The organism is Janthinobacterium tructae (genome assembly GCF_006517255.1).
GTDB lineage: Bacteria > Pseudomonadota > Gammaproteobacteria > Burkholderiales > Burkholderiaceae_D > Janthinobacterium > Janthinobacterium tructae.
In genome coordinates, this window is record NZ_CP041185.1 from 2,147,006 (window position 1) to 2,172,552 (window position 25,547).

Below are 25,547 nucleotides of genomic sequence, written 5' to 3' on the forward strand. Positions count from 1 at the left end.
GGAATTGCCGGCGCTGCGGCGCCGGGCGGAAGAAAGCGCAGGCAAAAAAAAACCGGCTTCGCAAAGTGCGGTAGCCGGTTGAAACGCTGTTTCAGAGCGCAGGGATAAACTGGGAAAAAAGCGGAAATCGTGCCGGTCATTGAGGTGTCCGGCAACCCTGCGCCCGGGGTTTCCGTGCGCCATGTATCCACTATGCCAGCCCTGCGTTGAGACAGGCTTAGGACTTCATTAAATCCCCGCACCATCCCTGCATTTCCCCTGCCCCACCCTGCAATCATTACTACAAAAACAAGCTTCACGTGTCTGGTGCCGATGGTTGAGCTCACCGGCTAAGCTGTTGAGTCATGCCTGCATCCTATCGCTCCCGGAACGTAGTGATGTGCGCAACGCATGCTGTGTGCCAACAAAAGCATCATAGCAGCGCCATATGACCGCCTTATGACTTAGCGCTAGGGTGCGCCGCCCTCCTTCGCGGAACTTTTGATACCCGTCAACTCAATTTCCACGCGGCGGTTCGGCTGCAAACAGGCGATCAGGGCAGCGCGAGGCATCACCTTTTCGCAAGCGGCGACGGGTTCGGCCTTGCCCTTGCCATAGGCGCTGATGACATTGGCGATGCCTTGCTCGCGCAGCAACTGCTTCACCGTCAAGGCGCGCCGCTCGGACAGCGCCTGATTGTAGCTGTCCGTGCCCAGGCGGTCCGTATGGCCCGTCACGGAGAGCATATCGATCTGCACGTAGCCCTGCTTCAGGCGCGCCGCCAGTGCGCGGATTTTCTCGACGCCCTGCGGCAGCATGTCGGCCGCGCCCGCCTTGTCGAAGCGGAACAAGGCATCCATGTCGAGCGTGATGCGTTCGCGCTCGATGCGCGGCGGCAGGATTTCCGGCTGCGGTTCCCGCTTCGGCTTGTCGGCCGGGCATGCTGCAGCGGCGGACTGGGCTGCCGCCTGCGCATCCTCGGCCAGCTGCACATACGGGTTCGCATGGCGCCAGCCCTGCTGCTTGTATTCATTGCCCGCATGCACCAGTTCCACTTCACCGCACGCCACCTTCTGTGCCGCACAGGCGAAGCCGGGCGACGCGCGCAACGTTCCAAAGCTGGACCACAGATCGTCGCGCAAGCGCGTGGCATCGTTCACTAGCGGCGTGGCGTCGCCAGGATTGGGTGTGCTGCCATCTTCCAGCGCGGCGACGATCTTTGCCGATTCCTGCAAGGCTTGCAGGGGAAAGGCCGAGCGGTCGTTGCGCGTGTATTCGTGGAAAGACACGTCGAGCCAGCATTGCGCCTTGGACAAGTAATAATCGCCCACACGCACACCGCCGTCGTTAAGCTTCTTGATGCGTTCCTGCAGCACACGATAAGCCTGCTGGTCGGCAGAGACGGCCTGGTCGCTGATGCGCAGCTGGGGCATGGCCAGCGGCGCCGTTGGCAGGGGCGGCGTGGCCGCCTGGGCCAGGCCCATGGCCAGCAGGCTGGCGAGCGGCAGCAATACCTTCATCGTGGTCGGGGTCAGTTTCATATTGGATAGTTTTCGCATGGTAATAGTCATGGCCGGGCCAGAGTACGGTTGATGGTGGCGTCTTTGCCTTTGAACAGGTTTTCATCGAACTTGAAGCGCAGGCGCAGGTAGGGCCCGCGCGCCGTGTAGTCGGCACCCGTCAGGTCGCGGTCGGAGAATCCCGACCAGTTATGTCCGGCCGAGAGCCACAGGTTTTGTGCCAGCAGATAGCCCACTTCAACGCCATTGGCCCACTGGCGGCTGCCCCCTTGCGGGCTGCCCATCACGGCCGCCAGCACGCCGATGTCCCAGTTCTTGCTGATGTCGTACACGGTGCGCCCGGAAAACAGCCACGCCGTGTACTTTTCCTGCCCGGCAGGCAAGTTTTTGTCGTTGTTGTGCTTGGCGGCGATCCTGCCCGTGAACCACCAGGGACGGCTTGGGTGGTAATCGAGGTGCGTGGAAACGATGTGCGCACGGTAATTGTCGCCATCGATCTGCGACTGGTCGCGCACGGTCTTGTATTCGTAGCGGGCAAGGCCATTGAAACGGTTGTCGTCCACCGGACGCCAGGCAAAGCCCAGCTGCGCCCGGTCCTGCAGCACGTTGCCGACGGGCGCGCCGCTGGCGTCGTCGTTGTTGCGCGTGTACAGCAGGTAATTGCGCGCAAGCAAGGTCCAGTCGCGGCTCAGCTTGCGCGCCCAGGCGATGGTATTGAGCCACTGGTCCTGGCGCTGGTTGCCGGGCGCAATCTCGCTGTCGAACAATCGCCGATACTCGAGCTTGACGGAACCGCGCCACAGGGGATTGGCCGAATAGTCGAGTCCTGCCGCCACTGCCACGGCTTGCTGTTGCTGGCCGTTCATGACTTTCAGGTATTCGATATTCGTGTTCGCCGCCAGGCCTTCGCCCAGCTTCCACGTGTTGCGCAAGCCGGACGCCAGCTGCAAGTCGCGCTGGTTGCTCAGGCTGTAATCCATGGCGTCGCGCATGCGGTACTCGCCAAACACGGTGCCGCCCGGCATGTAGCCCGTATCCGCGCCGGCGACGAAACTGGTGCTGCGGTCGGCCGGATTGAGCGAGTAGGCGGATGCCAGCCCCGTCTGGTTTTCATAACGCGCGTACAGCCGGCTGCGTTCAGCCAGCTGGTACTGCGCGCCCAGGCCGTAGCGGTGCTGGTCCGCGTCGGAGACGCTTTTTTCCACGTCGCCATTCAGCGTCCAGCGCTGCGTAGCCTTGTATTGCGCCCCGAGGCGCACGGTGGTGGCGTCCAGCGGCGCCGTCGTGCCCGCGCCAGCACCGGGATTGATCGGCGCAAACGTGGTGATGCTGCCGCCCGTGACGGGGTCGATGGCCGTATTGGCCGTGCCGTTGCCAAAGAAGCCGCCGGTAGGATTCAAGCCCGTGCCCAGCGGCGAGGTATTCGGCGCGATGCCGGCCGTCGACGGCATGCCGCCGCTCTCCTTCATGTGCTGGATGGACACGTCGAGCAACCAGCGTTCGCTGGCATTCCACGCCACGCCCAGGCGCTGCGCATCGCGGCGCGCATCCGTGCTGCGCTCGTCGCTACGGATGGCCTCGCCATACACGGTGACGGCGGGACTGAGCTTGTAGCCGGCCTTCACGCCCGCCTCGCCCCGTCCGCCCGTGATGCCGGCCGCCGTGTTATTGAAATCCCTGTCGGAACGGTTCCAGAAGGCTTTCGCTTCCAGCTTGTCATCCTTGTGCTGCAGCTCGACCCGGGCCGCATTGCCGCTGACTTCATCGCGCAGCTCGCCCGCCTGGCCGGACGGCGTCGTGTAGAGGCTGCCGCCCGCGCTGTAACTGGTGGACGTGGTGCGCGCCACTTCAAGAACCAGCAAGCTGTGCTCGCCGAAGCGCAAGCCCGCATTGACGCTGTGCAATTTATACGGCGACAAGGGATTCTTGTCTTCCACAGCCGAGCCACCCAGCGAAACCATTTTGCCCAGTTGCACTTGCCCATCCACGCCCAGGGTCCAGAATTTTTCGCCGCCTTGATCTACCTCATAGCTGATGCGGATCGATTGCGGGTCGCCATTCGGCGTCAGCGCGGGGATCGCCTGCTTGAACAGGATACGCCCGCTGAACGGCTCGAAACTGTAATCATCGAAACGGCGCAGCTGCGTCACTTGTACGATATTGCCGTTCTGGTTCTTGTCGCGCACCACGATCTCGATCTTTTCCGAGTTTTCAATCGCGTTATTGTTGCGCACGGCAAACGGCCCCGACGTGCCATTCGCACGGTATTCCTCGACCACTTGCTTGAGGCTATCGTTGATGGCGAAGGCATTGGCGACGATGCCATCCTGCTCGTAATGGCCGCGCCCGCCCGTGGCCGTGCGGTTGTACTGACCCAGCTTTCTCTGCTGCAAGTTGGCCACGGCGCCGCCGCCCGTCATCTGGCTGAAGCCGTCGCCGGTGGCGAAGTCGCCATACAGCACATAACTTTTTTGCTGGTCGATGCGCACGTACAGGCGGTCGCTGGAGCGGGCGTCGAAGTTGCGCACGGAACTGTCGCCGTACACGGGGTAAAATTCTTCCGGATTGACATCGCGCAAGAGACGCGCACGCGTATCCTTGTCCGAGTCGTAGGCGGCCGTCAGCAAGGCATCGCCACGGATCGTTCCTTTCAAAAACATGGCCGCGCGGCCGGCCACGTTGGCCTTGCCATTGTTAAACGCCCGGCTCCAGCGCTGAATGTCCCGTTCAAAGCCATCATTGAAGCGCGACGGCGAAATCGAGCTGCTCGACAGGCTGCGCTTGCTGATGATACCGTCAATCAAGCCTACGGCCAACATGTCGCGCAGTTCTGGCAGGAAACTGATCGTACCCTGGGCTGCCACACTGCCGGCCGACACGCGCAGCAACACGTCCTGCGGCGTGGCCGGGGCCAGCAGTCTGAAGCTCGCTTCTCCGTGCTCCACCGTCAACTGCGTGCCGGGCGTAACCTTGTCGACGTCGCGCCGCTCGGGGCCCAACTCGTCCGTGCGGGCGTCGGGCAGCAGGATGCGCCCGCCGCTGGCTTCAATGGTGAGCAAGGCCGTGCCCGTCAACGGTTTGCCCTGCTCGTCAAACAATTTCACCATCACCTTGACAGAGCTCTGGCCATCGGCCGGCATGTCGTTCCCATCCGTTTCGACGGCAATGCGCGCCACGCCGCGATTGATGGCGTAGTCGATGCCGCCGACCTTGCCGGCGAGGAGGGACGGCGCCGCCACGGCAGAGCCTGCCGCGTTATCCGACAAGGGCAGTTGCGCCATGCTAGCCGCCGGGAGCGCCAGCAGGGCCAGCGCGGCGGCCAAGCGGCGCGGCGCGGGGAGAGTTCTCTTCATAACCTGTTTCTCTTTAACAGCATAAGCTGGCGGCAAGTGAGGTGAAAGATGCTTATTGCGCATGGCTGCCTCCTGCGGCTGGCACATGGGCTGGCAAGGGCGTGGGCAAGCGGGGCGCCACGACAGGCTGGTTGGCGCTGTCCGTCGCTTGCGCGGGCGCGCTAGCGGGCTGGCTGCTGAAACTCAGTCCCGGCCCCGCCCTGCCCTCCCTTTCCACGCTGCGCACCTCGCCCTGCGCGCGGCGCGCCTTGACTTGCTCGAGCACGGGGTTCGAGCACGAGCCTTCGATGAAGTCGGCGCGCAGCAGCTCGCCGTTCTTGGTATCGAGGAACAGGCTGTGCGGGTCGCCCAGGTTACGGTTCGACGCTTCCATCATGCGGCTGGCACGCGGCAAGGTGGCGCCATCGACCTTGATGACGTGGCTGTTCGGCGTAATGCCGCAATAGCTGTACTTGCCTTCCACGTCGGTGGTGAAGTTCGTGCCATCCTCCATGTACAGGCGCACGCCCGGGATGCCCAGTTCCTCGGCGTCCTGCACGTGGTTGTTGTTGCAATCGACAAACACCTTGCCGGCGATGCAGGCATCCGTCGTGAACACGCCGCCCGTCACTTTCACCTTCGCGCGCGCCTCGTTCGATGGCGGCCCGTTAGTGGTCGATGCCTGAGCGCGGTTGATGCCGTCGCCCTGCAGCGAACCGACACCCACCCGCAGGCGGTAGCGGAAGCTGGCGCTGGCGTTCGGCGCCAGGGATTCCAGCTTGAAGCGCAGTTGGGGTCCCGGCTTACCGGACGGATCAGGCTGCACCACATTGTTGCGCGTGGTGGTGCCGTCGATGTAGCGGAATCCTGCCGGCAGTTTATCGAGCACGCTGACGCCAAACGCCGTCGCCACACCCGTGTTCTTCACTTCGATCGTGTACTGCAGGCTGTCGCCGATCTCTGCCTGAGTCTTGTTGACACTCTTGCTGATCACTAACATCGGCTTGTCCGTCGTATTGAACACCACGGGCGTAAAGCTCGGTGGCGTAGCGCCTGGCGTGGCCGGCAGCAGCAAGGTATCTGCCGAGCTGGCCAGGGCCAGCACGCTGGCGGGCGCCACCGGCGTCCCCGTGCCGGTGTAGCTATGGCCAATGTTCATGCCGCCACCGTCCGTGCCCAGCATGGTGCTGGCATACACCTGGTTCAGCTGCGGCACGGCGGGAATCGCCGCCACGCTGCCAAAGTCGACCAGCACCGTGAAAACGATGTTGCAGCTTTCCTGCGGCTGCAAGTCGCCCTTGCCATTCAACAAGCCAAACACGGTGGTGCCGTTGAAGTCGGCGTTCGCAACGCAGGCCGTGGCGCTGGCGGGCCGCGCCGTGACGGCCAGGCTGCCCGGCTTGAGGGTGACGCTGGTCGCCGTGGGGAAGACGGCCTTCAGGTTTTCCGCCACCTGCACCATGGTCGAGGTCGGATAACCGGCAGGATAGCGGTTGGCCGCCTGCACCGTGTAGCTGATCTCGAACTTGCTGGCGTCGACTTGCTGCTGGGCCGACACTGCCTTGATGACATCGACCACCTGGCGCAGCAACACCACGGGCGTGGGCGTGTCTTCACCCGTGAACGGCACGCCGCCGACGGTTTCCGACGCATTGCCGTTGCGATTGGGATCGACTTTTCCCGCCAGTACGGCCACGTCCGCTGCCGTGGCCACGGCGCCCGCATGGCTGCCGCCATTGTTGGAAGCGTCAAACACCAGGCTGCCCACTGGCGGCGTGTAGGCCGGGTTGGCAGCGATGACGCCTACGGCCGGGGCTGGTGGCACGCTGATGCTGCCGCCCGCATTGGCGACATTACCGCCCAGCGCGCTGGCAAACACACTGTTGTTGTATTGCGGCAAGGTCGCATCCTGCACCGTAATTTCCACGGTGAAAGTGATGACGCTCAATTCGCCCTCGCCCAGGGCCGCGTCGCCGCTGAGCAAACGCAGGTCGCTGCCGCCGCAACCGCCGGTAAAGCCCGGGTTGACGGCCAGCAGCTTGCTGCCGCCGATAGCGGGTGCGGCAGGTGGCGCAACGATGCGGCAGGTGACCGGTTCGGGGAAGGCGGCGCGCAGACTGTCGAGCGCCTGCACATTCTGCGCCGCGCCCTTGCCCACATTCCGGATCACCACCGTGTACGGCACATTGAAGACTTTGGCCGACAGCTGTGTCACCTTGCCCACGCCCAGCGCCACGCCGACGGCCGGATTGGCCACGTCCGTGACGGCCGTGCAATCGGATGCCTGCGCGCACCGTGGCAAATCGGGACCGGCGGGCACGATGGTATTGCTCAAGGTGCCGCTGGCGGCCACTTTGGCACTCACCGTGACGGCGGCCACGGCGTTCGGCGCCAGGCCGGACGGCACCGTGCACACCAGCTTGTTCGCGGCTAGCGGCGCGCAAGTGGTGGGTGCGGCGGGCGTGACGACGATCTCGGCCAGGCTGGTGGCCAGATCATCCGTGAGCGTGATGGCGGCCGTGGTGGCGCCACTGCCGCTGTTGGTGGCCGTGATGGTCCAGCTGACGCTGTCGCCGATGCTGGCGTTGACCTTGTCCACTACTTTTTTGACCATCACGCTGGGGCTGGTGACGTTGGTGGTGGTCAGGCAATCGGCTGGCGCCAGGCACAGCGGCGCATCGGGACCCGATGGCAAGACGCTATTGCGCGCCGCCCCAGGCTGCGTGACGGTGGCCGACACTTCCACGCTGGCTTCGCCGCCATTGCCGATCAGGCCGGCAGGCACGCTGCAGGTCAGCACATTGCCGGCCACGGGTGCGCAGGTGGCACGCAGCGGCGTCACCACCACATTCGCCAGGCCGGCCGGCAAGGTATCGACCAGTGTCATGACGGCGCGCGTGGGACCGCTGCCCGTATTGCTGGCTGTGATGGTCCACACGACGGTATCGCCCACATTGGCAGCGGCGCGGTTGGCAATTTTCTTCACGGCGACTTTCGGCCCCGTCAGCACCACGCTCGATTCGCAGCTGCTGGCCTGCGCGCAGGCCGGATTGTCCGGACCGCTAGGCATCACGCGGTTTGACAGCACGCCTTCCAGCGTGCCCGTGGCCGTCACACGCACGCTGCGCGTGCCATTGCCGATAGCCAATTGACCAGCAGCAATGCTGCAGCTTTGCACGCTGTTCGCCACCCAGTTCGCCAGCGGCGGGCAGCTCACGCCAGCATCGGCGTTGACCGCCAGCACCGTCAGGTTCGGCGGCAGGATGTCTGCCAGGGTCACCACGCCCAGATTGGCCACGCCGCCGCTGTTGACGGCGGTAATGGTCCAGATGATGCTGTCGCCCACGTTGGCATTGCTGCGGTTGGCCGTCTTGCTGACGCGAATCACGGGGCCAGGCATGGTCACCGTAGCCGTGTTCGGCAAGTCATACTGCACTTCTGTCGAGCTGGTGGCGATAAGGCTGACGATGGTCGAGACGTTGCTGGCCGGCTGGATATACGACAGGCCGAAGCTGTGCAGCTCGTTGGGCGCCAGGCTGGGGGGCAAGCCCGTCACCGTTAGCATGCCGCTAATGGCGTCATAGCTGCCAGCCGCGCCGTTCAGGGTCACACCCACCAGGCCCTGCGCCAGTTTCAAGCTGTACGTCACGTTTTCGGCCGTGCCGGGACCAACGTTGCTGTAGCTGACGATGCCGTTGATCTGGTCGCCGGCACTGGTGGTGCCGGGGAAACCGTTCAGGGTGGTGGTCACGTCGACCAGCAGCTTGATGGCCGTGGTGCTGGTGCTGCAGTCCGCCGCCTGCGCGCAAACAGGATTGTCCGGCCCGCTTGGCAACACCGTGTTCTGCAGCACTCCGGCGGCGCTGGCCGTGGCGCGCAGCACCACTTGCGCCTGTCCGCCCGGCGCCAGGCCGGCCGTCACGCTGCATGTGACGATATTGCCGGCCACGGGCGCGCAGGTCGCCAACTGCGTGGACAGCACTTGCACGCCGCTGACGCCGGCTGGCAGGTTATCGGTCAGCACGATGGCGGACCTGGTCGCACCCGTGCCGCCATTGCTGGCAGTAATAGTCCAGGTCAGCACGTCGCCCACGCTGACATTGCTCTTGTCGACGCTCTTGCGCACCGTCACTTGCGGCGCCACCAGGGTCGTCGTGGCTTGGCAGGCGCTGGCCGTATCGCAGGCGGGATTGTCGCCACCGCTGGGCAAGACACGATTCGACAGGGAGCCACCCAGGGTGCCGCGTCCCGTGACGACGACCTTGCGGCTGCCGTTAGCAGCGGCCAATTGACCTGCCGCAACCGTGCATGCCTGCACGCTGCCAGCCGTCCAGCTTGCTACCGGCGGGCAGCTCACGCCTGCGTCGGGCGTCACGCTGAGCACGACGATGTTGGCCGGCAGCACATCGGCAATGACGACGGCCTGTTGATTCGGCAAGTTGCCCGTGTTCGTCGCCGTGATGCTCCAGGTCAGGATATCGCCCACGGCCGCGTTCACCTTGTCGACCGTCTTGCTGGCGCGGATCACGGGGCCGGGCAAGTTCGTCGTCGCCGTGTTCGGCAAGTCGTTCACGATTTCCGTCGAACTGGTGCCCACCACGCTGCTGATGCGCGAACTGTTGCTGGCAGGTTGGGTATAGAACAGATTGAAGCTGGCGCTCTGGCCGGCGATCAGGGTGGCCGGCAAGCCGCTCAGCACATACAGACCCGTGCCGCTGTTGTAGACGCCGCTGATACCGGGCGCGCCACTGAGGGGACTGACGGAAACGCCGCTCAGGCCCGCTTCCAGCTGCAGACTGTAAGTCATCGTTTCCGCCACGCCAGGGCCCACGTTGGCAAACGTCACCACGCCACGGATGGCGTCGCCCGCATTGCTGCTGGAGGGGAAGCCGTTCAGGGTGGTCGTCACATCGACCAGCAGTTTCGACACCACCGTGGTGGTCTGGCAGTCGCCGGGGACGGCGCAGACGGGGTTGTCCCCTCCGCCCGGCAGCAGCGCATTGACGAGGCTGCCAGACAGGGTAGCCGTGGCGCTCAGCTTGACGCTGGCGCTGGCGCCGGCGGCCAGGCCGGCCGGCACGCTGCAGCTCACAACATCGCCGGCCGGCGCAGCGCAGGTGACGGGCGCCGTCGGCGTGACCAGCACATTCGCCAGGCCTGCAGGCAAGGTATCGGTCAGGCTGGCGATGGCTGTGCTGGGACCGCTGCCACTATTGCGCAAGGTCAAGGTCCACGTCAGGGTATCGCCCACATTGGCCGCCGTCTTGTCGACGCTCTTGCTGGCGTTCAGCAAGGGCGCACTGACGGTGCTGGTGGTGCTGCAATCGCCCGCCTGCAGGCAAGTCGGGTTATCCGTGCCGCTGGCGCTGACGCCATTGACGAGACTGCCGGCCACGGCGGCGCGCGCGGTCACTTGCAGCGTGGCGTTGCCGCCTGCGGCCAGGCCAGCGGGCAAGGTGCACGTGAGGACATTGCCGGCCAGCGGCGCGCAGGTGACGGGCGCGGCGGGCGTGACGACGATATTTGCCAGGCCGGCCGGCAAGGTATCGGTGATGGTGGCGATGGCCGTGCTGGGCCCCGTGCCGCTATTGGCCAAGGTGACCGTCCACGTCAGGCTGTCGCCGATATTCAGCGCCAGCTTGTCGACACTCTTGCTCAGCGCCAGGCTGGGACTGGTAATGGTGGTCTGCGTCTGGCAGCTGCTGGCCTGGAAGCAGGCTGGATTGTCCGGGCCGCTCGGCATGACCTGGTTGGCCAAGGTGCCGCCCGCGCTGGCCTTGCCGGTCAGCACGATCTTGCGCTGGCCATTGCCGGCCGCCAACTGGCCGATGGCCACACTACAGCTCTGGCTGCTGTTGGCCACCCAGCTGGCCAGCGGCGGACAGTTGACGCCACCGTCTGGTGCCACATTCGTCACGACGATATTGGGTGGCAGCAAGTCCGTCAAAATGACGGCGCCCTGGTTGGCCAAACTGCCCGTGTTGTTGGCCGTGATCGTCCAGATGATTTCCTCGCCGACATTCGCCACGGCCTTGTTGGCCGTCTTGCTGACGCGAATAATCGAGCCGGGCATGGTGACGGTCGCCACGTTGGGCTGGTCGTTCGGCACTTCCGCCGACGTCGTGGCAATGCGGCTGACCACGGTTGACAGGTTGCTGGCCGGCTGGATGTAGCTGAGCTGGAAGCTGAAACCCTGCCCCTGTGCCAGGGTGGCCGGCACGCCGCTGAGCGTCAGCAGGCCGGAGCCGGCGTTGTAGCTGCCCGCCACGCCGTTGACGCTCACGCCAGCCAGGCCCGGCGCCAGTTGCAGGCTGTAGGTCACGCCTTCGGCCGGGCCGGGGCCGATATTGCTGAAATTGACCGTTCCGGCGATCGTATCGCCCGCATGCGTGCTGCCAGGAAAACCGTTCAGGGTGGTGGTCACGTCGACCAGCAGTTTCACGACCGTGCTGGTGGTGCTGCAATCGGCGGGCCGCAGGCAGAGCGGATTATCGGGGCCGCTTGGCACGACGGTATTGACGTAGGCGCCGGCCGCATTGGCCACGCCCTTGACGACGATATTCAGCGTGCTGCCTGCCGCCATGCCGGCGGGAATGGAACACAGCAGTTGGTTGCCGCTTGGCACCGCGCACGTGGCTGGCGACGCGGGCAACACTTGCCCCAGGCTCAGGTTGGCCGGCAAGGTGTCGGTCAGGGTGATGATGCCCGTGGTTGCGCCCGTGCCCGTATTGGCCACGGCAAGCGTCCACGTCAACGCGTCGCCCACGTTGATACTGCTCTTGTCGACGCTTTTATGCACGGCTACTTGCGGGCTGAAGATGGTGGTGCTGGTCTGACAGGAAGCGGCCTGGGCGCAGGCGGGATTGTCGGGTCCGCTCGGCAGCACTTTATTGCCCAGGCTGCCGCCGGCCGAGCCCCTGGCCGTGATGATGATGCTGCGGCTGCCATTCACGGCGGCCAACTGGCCGGCCGCGACGGTACACGCTTGCGCGCTGTTGGCCAGCCAGCTGGCCAGCGGCGGACAGCTGACGCCGGCGCCCGGCGTGACCGACAGCACCGCCACATTGGCGGGCAGGATATCGGTCAGAGTCACCGCGCCCAGGTTGGCCAGGCTGCCCGTGTTCGTGGCCGTGATGGTCCAGGTAATCGTCTCGCCCACGTTGGCCGTCGTCTTGTCGGCCAGTTTCGTCACGCGGATGATGGGGCCAGGCACCGTCGCCATGGCCGTATTCGGCAAGTCGTTCGCCACTTCCACCGAGGTGGTGGCGACGCTCGACGTCACCGTCGACAGGTTGTCGGCCGGCTGCGTGTAGCTGACATTGAAACTGGTGCTCTGGCCATACGCCAGACCTGCGGGCAAGCCGCTGAGGATCACGACGCCCGTGGCGGAATTGTAGCTGCCCACGGCGCCCGTCAACGCGACGTTGCTCAGACCCGGCGTCAGCTGCAAGGTGTATGTCACGCCTTCGGCCGGGCCTGGCCCCACGTTGGCGTAGGTGACGGTACCGGAAATCATGTCGCCCGCCCCGGTATTCGGCGGGAAATTGTTCAGGGTGGTGGTGACATCGACCAGCAGCTTGACCACCGTGGTGGTGGTGCCGCAATCGCCCGGCAGCACGCAGGCGGGATTGTCGGGCCCCGATGGCAGCACGCTGTTGACGGCGGCGCCAGCCAAGGTGGCCGTGGCGCTCACGAACACCTTGACGGAAGCGCCAGCGGCCAGGCCGGCCGGTACGCTGCACGTCAGGTTCTGGCCCGCCACAGGCGCGCAAGTGGCCGGTGCCTGCGGGCTGACGACAACGTTTGCCAGGCCGGCCGGCAAGGTGTCGGCCAGCGTGACGATGCCCGTGCTGGCACCCGTCCCGCTATTGCTCACCGTCAAAGTCCACGTAAGCGTGTCGCCCACGTTGATGCTGGCCTTGTCGACGGTCTTCTTCACCGCCAGGTTCGGGCTGGTGACGGTGGTGGTAGTCTGGCAAACGGCCGGCGTGGCGCACGCGGGATTGTCGACGCCACTCGGCACGAGGCTGTTGGCCACCGTGCCGGGCGCATTCGCCACGGCCTTGAGGAGCACTGTTGCCTGCATGCCGCTGCCCAGTCCTGGCGGCACGGTGCACGTCAGCGTCGTGCCCACAGGCACGCCGCAACTGGTGGGCGCCACGGGCAGGATCTGCAGCGCGCCCACGTTGGCGGGCAAGCTGTCCGTCAGGGTAATCGGGCCATTCGTCGGGCCGCTGCCGCTGTTGATGGCTTTCAGTGTCCATGTGATGGTGTCGCCGAGGTTGACGGTGGTTCTGTCGACGCCTTTCGTTACAGCCACGCTGGGGCTGGTCACCGTGCTGGTGGTAGCGCAGCCTGCAGGCGTGACGCAGGCAGGGTTGTCGGCGCCGGATGGCACGACGCTATTGGCATACGTGCCCGCCGCGGAAGGCTGGGCCGTGACGGTGAAGCCGGCGACGCCGCCGTTCGCGGCCAGGCCGGCCGGCACCGTGCAGGTGAGGATATTGCCTACCGGTACGGCACAGGTGGCGCTGCCGACCAGCGCCACGTTCAGGCCTGCCAGGTTGGCCGGCAAGGTATCGGTCAGGGTGATGGGCGCAGTGCTCACGCCATCGCCACTGTTCGTCGCCGTGACGCTCCAGGTCAGGCTGGCGCCGATATTGATGCTGGCATGGTCAACGGTTTTCGTCACCGCCACCTTGGGGCTGGTGATCGAGCTGACCGTGCGGCAATCTTCCGCCGTGGCGCAGGACGGATTATCGGGTCCGCTCGGCATGATGCGGTTCGCCAGGCTGCCGCCCGCCGTGGCGTGCGCCGTGATGACAATGGTGCGGCTGCCGTTGATGGCGGCCAGCTGGCCGGCGGCGATGGTGCAGGTCTGGGTGCTCGACGCCACCCAGCTGGCCAGCGGCGGGCACGTCACGCCGGGTGCGGCCACCACGTTCGTCACCACCAGGTTGGGCGGCAGCAAATCGGCCAGGCTCACGAGACCCTGGTTGGCGATATTGCCCGTATTGCTGACTGTGATGGTCCACGTAATGTTCTCGCCCACGTTGGCCGTCAGCTTGTCGGCCACCTTGGTGACGCGCACGTTCGGCCCCGGCACCATCACGGTGGCCGTATTCGGCAAGTCATTGGCAACTTCGACGGAGGAAGTGCCAACCACGCTGGTGACAAACGAGCTGTTCGAGGCGGGCTGCGTGTAGCTGAGATTAAAGGTGACGCCCTGCCCTGCCGCCAGATTCGGCGGCAGGCCAGACAGCGTGATGACGCCTGTGCCCGCGTTGTACACGCCCGTCACGCCGCCCACGGAGACGCCCGTCAAGCCTGGCGGCAACTGCAGCGTGTACGTCACGTTTTCGGCTGTGCCCGGTCCCAAGTTGCGGTAGGTGACCGTGCCGCTGATGGCATCGCCCGCATTCGTCGAACCGGGAAAGCCGTTCAGGGTGGTGGTGACGTCCACCAGCGCCTTGCTGACCACGGTGGTGGTCTGGCAGGAGGCCGGCGTGGCGCAGCTGGCGCCATTGCCGCCCGACGGTGCCACGCTGTTGACGAAATTGCCGGCTGCCGTCGGCACGCCAGTGATGCTGACCTGGGCACTGGCGCCCGGCGCCAGGCCGGCGCCTACCGTGCAGGTGAGCGTATTGCCGGCCAGCGGCGCGCAGATGGCGGGCGCCGTGGGCGTGACGACGATGCTGGCCAGGTTGGCCGGCAAGGTATCGGCGAGGGTCAGCGCCGCCGCCGTGGCACCCGTGCCGGTATTGTTCGCCGTCAAGGTCCATTGCACGGTGTCGCCAACGAAGGCACTGCTCTTGTCGACGCTCTTTTGCACGCGCACCAGCGGGCTGACGATGCCCAGCGTATCGCTGTCGACGTTATTCGCGGGGATGGGATCGAGCGTGGTCGAGCCGGCCGTGGTGGTGATCGTCACGCTGCCGCTGGCGGGAAGGTTGAAGGTGGAAGTGCAATTGATGCGCGAGCCTGGAATGAAAGGAGACACGGGGACGCTGCAGCTGGCCGTGGCGCCGGCTGGCAAGCCGCTCATCAAGCAGGTGGGCGCGGCCGCGTTGTCCGGGCCATTGTTCGTGCACACGCCCGTCACCGTCACGGGGGAGCCAGCATTGTAGGGGCCGGCCGGCACCGTGGTGACGGCTTGCATGTCGGCCTGCAGGCGACGGTTGCTGATGGTACACGTGACGGGCGCCTCGGGCATCGTGAAGTTGCCTGCGTTGCCCGCGCCGGATCCGATGACGGCGGCCGTATCCGTACGCACACAACTGTAACTGCTCTGGTATTGCACCAGGTTAGTGCCCGTGCCCGCGTTTTCCGCTAACGTTGCAAGGTTGCCCACGCGCACCACCGCGCTGGCCGTGGCGCCGTTGCCACCCTGCGCGCCGGCCGTGCCGTTGGCATTCATGATGAACAGGCCGCTGTCGCTGACGGGCGCCAGCGCCTTGAGCACCGTCAAGGTATTCGTCCTGACCGTGGCCGTGGTGCTGCTGCTGTTGTTGCTGAGATCGCTGTCCGTTTCGTTGGGCGAGACGGTCACATTGGCCGTATTCACGATGCTGGCGGCGTCGCCCGGCGTGGCCGTGATCGTCACCGTCAGATAAGAACCCGTGGTGGGGTTGCTGACGGCCGCATTCACGGGAAGGTTGCCCATGGTAATGCCGACGCTGTTGCTGCCCGAGCCCGAGGTTTTCGTGCCGCAGGAAGCGCTGCCGCTGGCGGCGCAAGTCCAGCTGACGTTACTCAAGCTGGCAGGCAACACATCGTTGAAGGTAGCGCCCGTGCTGAGGGCCGGGCCGCGGTTCCACACTTTCAGGGTATAGCTCAATGGCTTGCCGACGGAAAACTGCGCCGGGCCCACCTTGCCGACGGCCAGGTCGGTCTTGCTATTCGTGCAATCGGCATAGGAACTGGCCAGGCTGGGGTCGCGCAACTGCGCAGCGGGAATAATTTCCGTCACATTGTCAGGACGCGTCCAGCGCATGTGCAAATAATTGATGCCACCCACGTTGTTCCACAAGACGCGGGCAAGATAACAGCCGCCAGGCGTGGCGCTATTGAAATTGCCGGCCAAATTCTGGAAATCCGTTTCATTATTCGAATACTCGGCCACGCTGCCCACGGCCACGTTGTACACGGTATTGCGGTAATTGGTCGAATACTGGGTCGAGAAATCGACCTTCACGTCGTCATCGTGCGAGACGCTGAATTTGTAATTGCCCGCCTGCGGAAACACCACCAGCGTGTACATCACGCGGCCCATGATCCAGGCCCGGCAGGCAGCCGACGTTTGCTGCGTATCGAAGTTACATAACTGCCCCGGATTGGCGGCCGTGCCATTGGCCCAGTCCAGCTGCGCCGAGGTACCCGTGCGCGCCGCGTTGGCGGCGGGGTTGGCGGCCAGTGCCGCCAGACTGCCGAGCCGGGCCGTGCTGCCCGCGTTGAAGCTGTTGTCGTAATTGGGCGCGGCGGGGCTGGCCGGCACCCGCGAAATGCCGCGGTAATCCTCCCACAGCACCTGTGCAGTAGCCGGTGCGGCAGCGCCCAGCAGCAAGGCAGCCAGCGCCAGCGGCACAATATGGGACTTGGAAAGACGGGGCCGGCGGGTGCTCCAGGCCATCGAGGTCAGCATCCTGATGTAGCGCCCGGCGGACGAAAAAGCTGCATGACGGCCGGAACGGCCTGCCGTTTCCTGTAGTGTTTTTATCATATTGTTCGCTATGAAATGTTCTGCTGCATGAAGCAGATGCATGTAAAAATGACATTTGATTGTCATGATTATATGAACAAGTAACAGTTCAAGCGTACGACAACGGTGATTTTTTTTGTTTCCAACAAAAAAATTAAATTATCTTGTTGATATTTCGCAACACATTCATCAAATTAATCAGGTATCCAAGGCGACATTCTATTTTCTGCAGCATACTTATCAATTCGACACAGCATTTAAATTATCATTTATATAAACATACATAACTATCAAATGCGTAGTTTGTTTTTCAAAAGAAACTATTAATGAAAATTTTCACTAATTATTTCAATATGCATTTTCTTTCCACGGTCGGCAGCCCTGCAATTGAGTTCTGCGCCGCCCCCCATTCACTCTCAAGCGCCTGCTGTTAATACCAAGCACTGCCTTCGCGCGTACCGTCTATCGCGCCGATGGCAGGATCGCTTACTATCTCCCCATTGCGCCCTGCACCACGACCGTTGCCATCCCTTTGCCAGGAGTCCTCATTGATGCCACATGCCCATCGCCGCGCGCTGCTGGCCTGCGCCTGCGCCGTGCTCGCGGCCTGCACCCCGTTCGCCCCGCCGCCGGCCGCCTCGCAGCCAGCCGCGCCAGTAGCGGCGCAAGCCATGCAGCTGCCGCTGTGGCAACAGCCGGGCATGCGCGTGCTGGACATCGTCGCGCAGGAATCCCTGCTGACGATCACCGTGCGGCGCGGCGGCGCGCTGGCCCGCCTGGGACATGACCACGTGATCGCCAGCCGTACCTTGCAGGGCGTGGTGACGCCCGCGCCGGGACGCGCGCAATTCCAGTTCCGGCTCGACCAGATGAGTGTGGATGAAGAGGGCTTGCGCCAGGCGGCCGGCCTGACGACGACGCCGTCGGCCGACGCCATCGCCGGCACGCGCCACAACATGCTGGTGCGCGTGCTCGACGCCGAGCGTTATCCGTGGGTCAGCATCGAGGCCCGGCGCACGAGCGACAACGAGGTGTTTGAGGCCGACATCACGCTGCATGGCGTGACGCGCACAGTGCAGCTGCCGGTGCGGGTCGAGCAAGCGGCCGATGGGCGCGGCCTGCAGGCCAGCGGCAGCCTGCTGCTGAAACAGAGCGACTTCGGCATCGTGCCGTTCGCCATCCTGGGCGGCGCCATGGCCGTGCAGGACCAGATGGAACTGGCGTTTCGCATTACCGCCCGGCAAGAACTCAGCGCGCCAGGATCAGGCGCAAGCCCAGGCCGATGAAGATGGTGCCGGCCACGCGGTCCAGCCACAGGCCGGCGCGCGGGCGGCGATTGAGCCACAGGCCGACGGCGCCGGAAAAATAACCGAGCAGGCCGAACAGCACGCAAGCCTGGGCCGTAAAGACCAGGCCAAGCTGCGCCGTCTGCCAGCTGGCATTGCCCTGGCCAGCGACGATAAACTGCGGCAAGAACGAGAGAAAAAACAGTACGACTTTCGGATTGATACTGTTGGCAAACAGTCCTTTGCCGAACAGGCGCAGCAAGGACTCGTCGGGCAAGGCGCCCGCGCCATCGACTCTGGCGCCGCCACGGCTGCGCAAGGCGCCGATGCCCAGCCACACCAGATACAGGCCGCCAGCCACTTTCAGCGCCGTAAATGCCGTGGGCGAGGCGGCCAGCAGGGCCGACACGCCGATGGTCGCCAGCACCGTGTGCGTGAGGCAGCCAAGGGCGCAGCCCAGGCCGAATGCCATGCCCTGGCGGCGCCCGCGCGACATGCCCACACCCAGCACCATCAGGTTGTCGGGGCCGGGACTGGCGGTGATCAAAACGGCGGCGGCCAGGAAGGCCAGGAACTGGTCGGGACTGAGCATGAATATCTCGCGGACAAAAGGCGCCATGATACCGGAGCGGGCGCCATGCCGGCAGGACATGAAATTGTCCTTATGCCACCGAGAGTCGATTAAAATGAGCCATCCATAGCCAAGGGCGTTGCCACCAGTCCCGCGCAACCATCACCACACTCATTGATGCCAGTCCACCCGCCCCCGTCCCGCCACCGCGCTTCCAGCTCCCGCGTCAGCGCCTGGCTATGCGGCTGGCCGCTCCTGTTCGGCCTGCTGTTCGGTCTGCTGGGCCTGGCGGGCGCGGCGCAGGCGGCTCCCTTGTCGCTGAGCAAGCAAGGCATCGCGCACCTGGGCAGCGGCGGGCAACTGTTTTTCGCCGGAAATGAAGCCGCGCCTGCCGATGCGGCCGCCCTGCCCGCCTGGCTGGCGCGCCAGCGCCCGGCCGAACGGGTCGACCTGTTCGGCGGCGCCTACTGGCTGCATGCGCAGGTGCGCAACGACAGCAGCGTCGCGGCCTGGGTCATCGACCCGAACGACACCCTGATCGACCTGGTCGACCTGCACGTGTATGGCCCCGCACCGCAAGCGGCGCCGCACACCTTGCTGACGGGCTACCAGCGTCCGCACGAGTATTTGCTGCACTACGGCAGGAACGTACAGCTGGCGCCGGGCGCCACGTATGACATCCTGATCCGCTTTTCCAGCCCCTACTACGCGCGCGCGCCCCAGTTCGGCGTGAGGACGCAGCAAGACTACCGCAAGCTGGTGGGCAAGGAAAACTTCCTGATGGTGGCGTCCATCGGCGCCCTGCTGGCGCTGGGCCTGTTCAATTTCTTCATCTTTTCCATCACCCGGGACAAAGCCTCGGCCTATTACGCGCTGTACGTGCTGACGTATGGCCTGGCCTGGGCCATGACTTTCCACGTCTTTGCCGACCTGTTCGACTGGCACCAGCTGCAGCTACATTACGTGCCGTTCTTCCTGCTGCCCGTCTTCAGCACCCTGTTTTACATGCATTTCCTGCGCCTGCGCGACTACTCGCCCTTGCTGTACCACCTCAGCAAAGTCAACCTGGTGCTGCCCCTGCTGCTCTTGCCCAGCTGCTTCGTCGCCCTGTCGTATGCGCACACCCTGGCCACCATCGTCATCAGCATCTGGATGCTGCTGGCACTGATCTGCGGCATCGTCGTCTGGAGCCGCGGCTACCAGCCGGCGCGCTTCTTCGTACTGGCCTTCGTCGCTCTGATGCTGCCCGGCTTCCTGATCCTGCCGGCCAATCTGGGCCTGATGCCGGCCATGGTGGCCAACGCCCAGCTGGTGACCCTGCTCGGCGGCACGCTCGACGGCTTGCTGCTGGCCTTTGCCCTGGCTGACCAGATCCGCCTGCTGCGCAACAACCTGGAACAGCGCGTGCAGGAGCGTACCCTGGCCCTGACCCTCAGCAACGACGCCCTGCTGAAGGCCAAGGAGCACGCGGAAGTGGTCAGCCGCCACCGCATCGATTTTCTGTCCGCCATGAGCCACGACATCCGCACGCCGCTGGCCGGCGTGATCGGCATGCTGAAATTCGCCCTGCGCGACCAGTCCGTCAAGGGCCGCACGCAGGAATACCTGCGCATCGGCCTGCACAATGGCGTGTCGCTCTTGACCATTCTCAACGACATCCTCGATTTCTCGAAGATCGACGCGGGCAAGCTGACCCTGGAAACGGTGGACTTCGACCTGCTGGCGCTGATCGGCGACGCGGCCGGCATCGTGCAGGGCCAGGCCGACGCCAAGAGCCTGCTGCTGCGCCGCGAACTGGCGCTGGACCTGCCGCGCTACGTGCGCGCCGATCCCACGCGCCTGCGGCAAATCCTCATCAACCTGCTGGGCAACGCACTGAAATTCACGGCCAATGGCGAAGTGCTGCTGGAAGTGCGGCGCGCCCGCACGCCGCCGCGCCGCGATGGCAGCAGCGAGATCGACTTCATCATCAGCGACACGGGCCCCGGCATCGACGCGGACACCTTGCCGCGTTTGTTCCAGAAATTCGAGCAAGCCGACCACTCCACCACGCGCCGCTATGGCGGCACGGGACTGGGCCTGGCCATCTGCAAGGAATTGGTCGAACTGATGCAAGGCAGCATCGGCGTGGAAAGCCGGGTCGGCATCGGTTCGCGCTTCCATTTCACCCTGCCGCTGCATGACGGCAGCGCGCCGGCGGCCGACGCGCGCCGGCCCACGCACCAGGCGCGCCATGCCTGCCGCCTGCGTATCCTGTGCGCCGAAGACGTGCGCACCAACCAGATCATCATCGGCACCCTGCTCGAAAGCATGGGCCATGAGGTGACCATCGTGGAAAACGGCGAACAGGCGCTGCGCGCGCTGGGCACGGGCGCCTACGACTGCGTGCTGATGGATGGCCGCATGCCGCTGATGGATGGCGAACAGGCCGCGCGCCTGATCCGCGACGGCGGCAACGCGCAATTCCCCATTTCCGACGCGCACATCCCCATCCTCGCGCTGACGGCCAACGCCAGCGAACATGACCGGCAACGCTACCTGGCTGCCGGCATGGACGACTTCCTCAGCAAACCCGTCGACGAAGCGCTGCTATTTGAAAAAATCGACGCCATCATCGATCTGCTGCTGGCGCGCGGCCACGCCCTGCCGCCGGCTGTGCCCTCCGGGGACGAGCCCCTGGCGCGCCAGTTCGGCCTGGACGACGCCGAAGACGAGCCATCCGCGCCGGCCGATCCCATGACGGCGCCCGTGCACATTGTGCCGCTGGCAGGCCTGTCGCCGCAGCACTTGCAGCGCATCGCGCAAGCGTTCCTGATGGAAGCGCCGCGGCGCCTGGACCTGGCCTGCCACGCCGTGCGCGATGGCAACGCCAGCGCGGCCGCGGCCGCCTTCCACGCCTTGAAAGGCAGCGCCGGCTACCTGAGCCGCCCCACCCTGCACGGCCTATGCCACCAGATGGAAACCCTGGCCTCGAACGGCCAGCTGGAGAACGTCGAACAGTTCCTGCCGCAGCTGAAAGACGCGCTGGACGTGGCGCGGCGCGACCTGGAAACTCAGCCCGGAGCTTGAACCATCCAGCCATGCGATCGCAGCCAAGCCAGCAACAGTTGCGGCCACGCAGCCGGCTCGCTGCCCGGTTTGCCGAGGCCCCAGCCATGGCCGCCGCTCCGGAACTGGTGCAGCTCGACGGGCACGCCCGCGCGGCGCAGGGCCGCGGCCATCAATAGACTGTTCTCGGGCGGCGCAACCGGGTCATCGAGTGCCTGCGCGATGAACATGGCCGGCGTGCGCGCATCGACCTGCAATTCCACCGACAGCGCATCGCGCGCCGCCTGCGTGGGGTGGATTCCCAGCAGCTGCTGCTTCGCATGCGTCGTGTCGAATGGCCGCTGCATGGTCAGCACGGGGTACAGCAGCACGGCAAAGTCGGGCCGCGCGGATGCCCCATCGATCGCATCGACGGGCGCATAACGCGCGGCGTCCGGCTGGACAGCCGTCATGCCGGCCAGGTGCGCGCCGGCGGAAAAACCCAGCATGCCGATGCGCGCCGGGTCGATGCCCCACTCGGTCGCGCGCGCACGGATCACGCGCATGGCGCGCTGGCCATCCTGGAAAGGTGCGGCCACCCCGCCGCCCTCCTGCGGCAGGCGGTACACGAGTTCAAACGCGGTAATGCCCTGCGCCTGCAACCAGGCGGCGGCCGGGCCGCTTTCCTTGCCCGCCTCGATATGCGCATAGCCGCCGCCACTGATCAACAGGATGGCCGTGCCGTTCGGACGCGCAGGGAGGTGCACGAGCAGGTAAGGCTGATCGACTTGCGTGATGGAACCCCTGGCGCTGTCGCGCTGCGGGCCAGGCGCCGCGCCGCCGGGCGGCGCACCGGACCATAGCAGAAGCGCGCCGGCCGGCGCGGCAACCGCGTGCAGGTGGAGCAGGACAAGACACAGCAGTATCAGGCGTTTCATGCCTGGAAATCCGTCTCGCCCTGGATCACGGCCGGATAGCCCGTCATGGCGCGCGAGGTCTGCATGCCCGCCATCACGGCCGCTTCCACGCAGCCCGCGTTGAGGCCCGTCCTGATCCAGTCGCCCGTCAGGAACAGGTTACTGAAGCCCGACTGGTCGGTGGCCAGCCGGTACTGCGTGCTGTTCACCACCGACATCACGTAGCGCTCCGACGGGTCGACGTTGGCGCGCCAGTACTGGCTGTCGAAGCGCGCCGGCCCCGTGCCGGCTTTCGCGTCGACCAGCCATTGCCACGGAAACGCGCCGGGCGCGCCCGCCTCTGGCCACAGTGCGCCGATCTCGCGTTCCAGCTGGTGCAGCGCGCCCTGTTTCGCCCTGGCCGCGCAGCGGGCGGGAAAGCCCGTGTCGGTGACGGGCGGGTAGCTGTCGATGGGGAAGGCGCTGCAAAAATACGAGACGTTTTTCGGCTCCAGCCCCGCCGGCCAGTCTTCGTGCGCCAGCAACTGCTCCATCGGCGCCCACGTGTCGTACGGTTCCGTGAAGGCCGACAGCACCGGTTGCTGCCCTTTCGGCTGCGTGGTCCAGCCCATCTGCGCCAGGTTTTTGTTCAGCCACACCTGATAGGCCTGCGTGGCCACGGTTTGCACCTTCTCGGCCGCCAGCTGCAGGGCCGGGCTTTGCGCCAGCAGTTGCGGGCACAGGGCGGGCAGCGAGCCGATGGAAATGCCGAACACCACCTTGTCAAAGTCGACGCCCTTCTTCAAGACCGTGGCGGGGAGCTGGCGGCCGAACGCCTGCTGGTACTGCTGCGGCCAGTCGCTCCAGTACGATTCCAGGTTGACGTCCTGCGCTTGCAGCAGCGCTGCCTGGGCCGGCTCGATCTGTGCGTAATCGGGCGTGCTGGGCCAGCAAGCCAGGCCTTTCACATCCACCAGCGGCGCGTAGCCGGCGGCAGGGTCCTTCAATTGCACCTGCTGCGTGATGCGGATGCTGTCGATGTCGCCCGCGCCCGGCACCAGCTCTTCCACGCGCTGGAAGAATTTGAATTCCACGCCCCTTTTTTTCAGCACCTCGTACAGCGGCGTAAAAATCGTGTCGCCCATGCCGGCCTGCATCTTGAACATGATGCCGCCCTTGTAGGCCAGACCGATGCGCGCCATCGCCCGCAACAGCGTCCCTGCCTCGATGTTCGGTTTCGCAAAATCGCCGCCCTCGTAGGCAAACACCAGGTCATAAAAACCGCGCACGGGCGCCGAATTGACGCTGAACCGCTCGTCGCCGCCGTGTTTTTTCAGCCAGGCACGGAAATCGATGTCGTTGATGACGTCAAAGCCGTGCTTGAACACGCCATCCTCGAACATGCCCTTCATGACCGTGATGCCCAGGTCGAGGCAGGTGAACAGGCGGCGCAATTCATCGTCGCCATCGATCAGGCCGCGATAGCGCAGGCGCAGCCAGGCGCGGATGCCGTTCAGGGTGCTAGCCAGCAGCTGGTGGCGCGCCTGGTCGTGGCGCGAGGAGTCCGGCGCCAGGTCGGCCACCAGCGCCGCCAGGGCGCCGACAGACAGGCCCACGTCGAGCCCCAGTTCATCGGCCTGCCCCACCACTTCGTCGGCCAGGCGGCGCAGCCAGCCCGGCCACACGCCCTCTCCCGGCGAGGCGCTGGCGCTGGCACTGGCACGCTCTATGCGCGCGTCGGCGTCCGCCACCAGGCGGATCTGGCGCAGCCACTGCTCGATCCAGCCCACCATGGCGATGGCCATCTGCCACAGGGTGATGTCTTCGCCGCCCTCGCCCGGCTCGCCCGGCAAGGTGGGAAAGACGATCGACCAGTTGCGCCACTGGCCCTTGACGTCTTCCGCCAGGGCCACGTAATCGTGCTGCTTGAAAGCGTCGCGCCAGGTGGCCAGCGGTGCGCCGGGCGGGCGTTCCAGGCTCGCATACGCTTCCTTGATCATCTTGAAGGCGTTGGCGTAAAAGCCGAACCAGATGTGCAGGCCGTGTTCCTCGATGCGCTGGCCAAGCTGCGCATTGCGGCCGCTGGCACCCTTGCCGCCCAGGCGCCAGCCCAGCTGGTAGACGGTGATGGCATGCTGGTTTTGCCAGCCCGGCTGGCTCGTCAAATAATATGCCGCCGTCATGGCCGCCACGCCGCCACCGAGGATGGCGATCTTTTCCGGTGCGATCTGCGAATTGTCGACCAGCTCCTCGCCCGGCATGGCCGTGAAGTCGAAGTTCACATGGAACGGCAATATCGCCGCCTGTGGCCCCAGCTGCAAGCCCAGGGTCTGCTCCAGCGGAAAGCTGTCGAAGGCGTGCAGGGTGCATTCATACTCGTAGCCGAGCAGGCGCGCGCTGTGCAGGCTGTTGATTTCGGCCGGCGCTGCCACCAGGGCCTGGTACACGGCTTTCACGCCGGCGCTGTCGGGGAACTGCTTGAGGAATATCTGGTCGATGCGGGGCTTGCGCAACAGCGACAGGATGTCGGCCCAGCCGGCCTGGTCCATGTCGAAGAAATCGGGAATGGAGAGGAAAATCTGGAAGGCCTGCTCGATGAGTTCCAGGAAACTGTTGACGGGTTTGTGCTGCCCCGTCCGCACGGTGGCGTTGACTTCCAGCAACGGGTGCAGCGCCAGTTTCGTTTCCGGCGAAAAATGCTGGAAACCCTTGGCGGCGACGGCACAGCGCAGCGGCTCGCTGCCGGCGGCGGGAATCTCGTAGTCGCACAGGTATTTCGGATACCCGAACAGCTCGCGCCCGTTGATCAGGGCCATGGCGTCATCGACGAAAATATGGCACGGGTACCAATAGATATGCGCGAGCTTGCCTGCCGCATCCATCTGGCCCACCATGATCCAGGTGACGATGTCGACTTCCGTGATCCAGCCCTTGGCCTGGTCGACGGGATTGGCGGAGTCCGCATGGTTGACGCGCGTAAACGTCAGCATCACGTACGGCGACAGCGCTTTCAGGGTCATGCGCTTGCCCGCCACCTGGTTCAAGGTGGTATTCACGGTGGCCTGCAGCCTGGCCAGGTCGCCCCTGACGAAATAGCCGAACATTTCCGACTGTTTCAATTGCAGCGGCGAGTGCATCATCACCGAACCGCCCTGATAGATATACGAAGGTCTTGCCGAAGGTTGCGCCGTCATTGCCCTGCCCCTGTGAAGTTTCAGACAAACAAGATTGCTACAGT

At 65.0% G+C, this 25,547-nt stretch carries 8 protein-coding genes and 1 pseudogene; 2 read left to right on the top strand and 7 right to left on the bottom strand.

The genetic code is table 11. The features are described 5' to 3' along the window. Window positions 1-449 precede the first annotated feature (449 nt). From FJQ89_RS09400 to FJQ89_RS28720, 4 genes and pseudogenes are all read right to left on the bottom strand, one after another. Window positions 450-1,520, bottom strand: coding sequence for an OmpA family protein (locus FJQ89_RS09400; protein ID WP_168208424.1), 1,071 nt, complete (start codon window positions 1,518-1,520; stop codon window positions 450-452). Between the two features lie 26 nt (window positions 1,521-1,546). Continuing rightward, entirely contained in the window at window positions 1,547-4,852 is a 3,306-nt protein-coding gene (locus FJQ89_RS09405; RefSeq protein ID WP_141169994.1) for a hypothetical protein, read from the bottom strand. Window positions 4,853-4,904: 52 nt separating this feature from the next. Next, window positions 4,905-9,359, bottom strand: coding sequence for a hypothetical protein (locus tag FJQ89_RS28715; protein ID WP_423245211.1), 4,455 nt, complete (start codon window positions 9,357-9,359; stop codon window positions 4,905-4,907). A 528-nt stretch (window positions 9,360-9,887) separates the two neighbouring features. Next, window positions 9,888-16,616 (bottom strand): annotated as a pseudogene (locus tag FJQ89_RS28720) (hypothetical protein); the annotation flags it as partial. 464 nt (window positions 16,617-17,080) lie between these two features. Between FJQ89_RS28720 and FJQ89_RS09415 the strand changes: the two are divergent. After that, complete coding sequence (locus tag FJQ89_RS09415) at window positions 17,081-17,815, top strand: YceI family protein (RefSeq protein WP_243136493.1); 735 nt, start codon at window positions 17,081-17,083, stop codon at window positions 17,813-17,815. On the opposite strand, the gene FJQ89_RS09420 is transcribed toward FJQ89_RS09415, so the two are convergent. Beyond that, window positions 17,778-18,407, bottom strand: a complete 630-nt coding sequence (locus FJQ89_RS09420; RefSeq protein WP_141172719.1) for a LysE family translocator — start codon at window positions 18,405-18,407, stop codon at window positions 17,778-17,780. The genes FJQ89_RS09415 and FJQ89_RS09420 overlap by 38 nt on opposite strands. A gap of 156 nt (window positions 18,408-18,563) precedes the next feature. On the opposite strand from FJQ89_RS09420, the gene FJQ89_RS09425 reads away from it, so the two are divergent. Next, the gene (locus FJQ89_RS09425) at window positions 18,564-21,455 is read left to right on the top strand and encodes a hybrid sensor histidine kinase/response regulator (RefSeq protein ID WP_243136494.1); all 2,892 of its coding nucleotides are present in this window, start codon (window positions 18,564-18,566) and stop codon (window positions 21,453-21,455) included. Here the strand turns inward: FJQ89_RS09425 and FJQ89_RS09430 are convergent. After that, a complete protein-coding gene (locus FJQ89_RS09430) occupies window positions 21,440-22,351 on the bottom strand; it encodes an alpha/beta hydrolase (RefSeq protein WP_141169996.1) in 912 nt (303 codons plus the stop codon). The two genes, FJQ89_RS09425 and FJQ89_RS09430, sit on opposite strands and share 16 nt — an antisense overlap. Further along, entirely contained in the window at window positions 22,348-25,503 is a 3,156-nt protein-coding gene (locus FJQ89_RS09435; RefSeq protein WP_243136495.1) for an NAD(P)-binding protein, read from the bottom strand. The genes FJQ89_RS09430 and FJQ89_RS09435 overlap by 4 nt, the downstream gene beginning before the upstream one ends. Window positions 25,504-25,547: the final 44 nt, after the last annotated feature.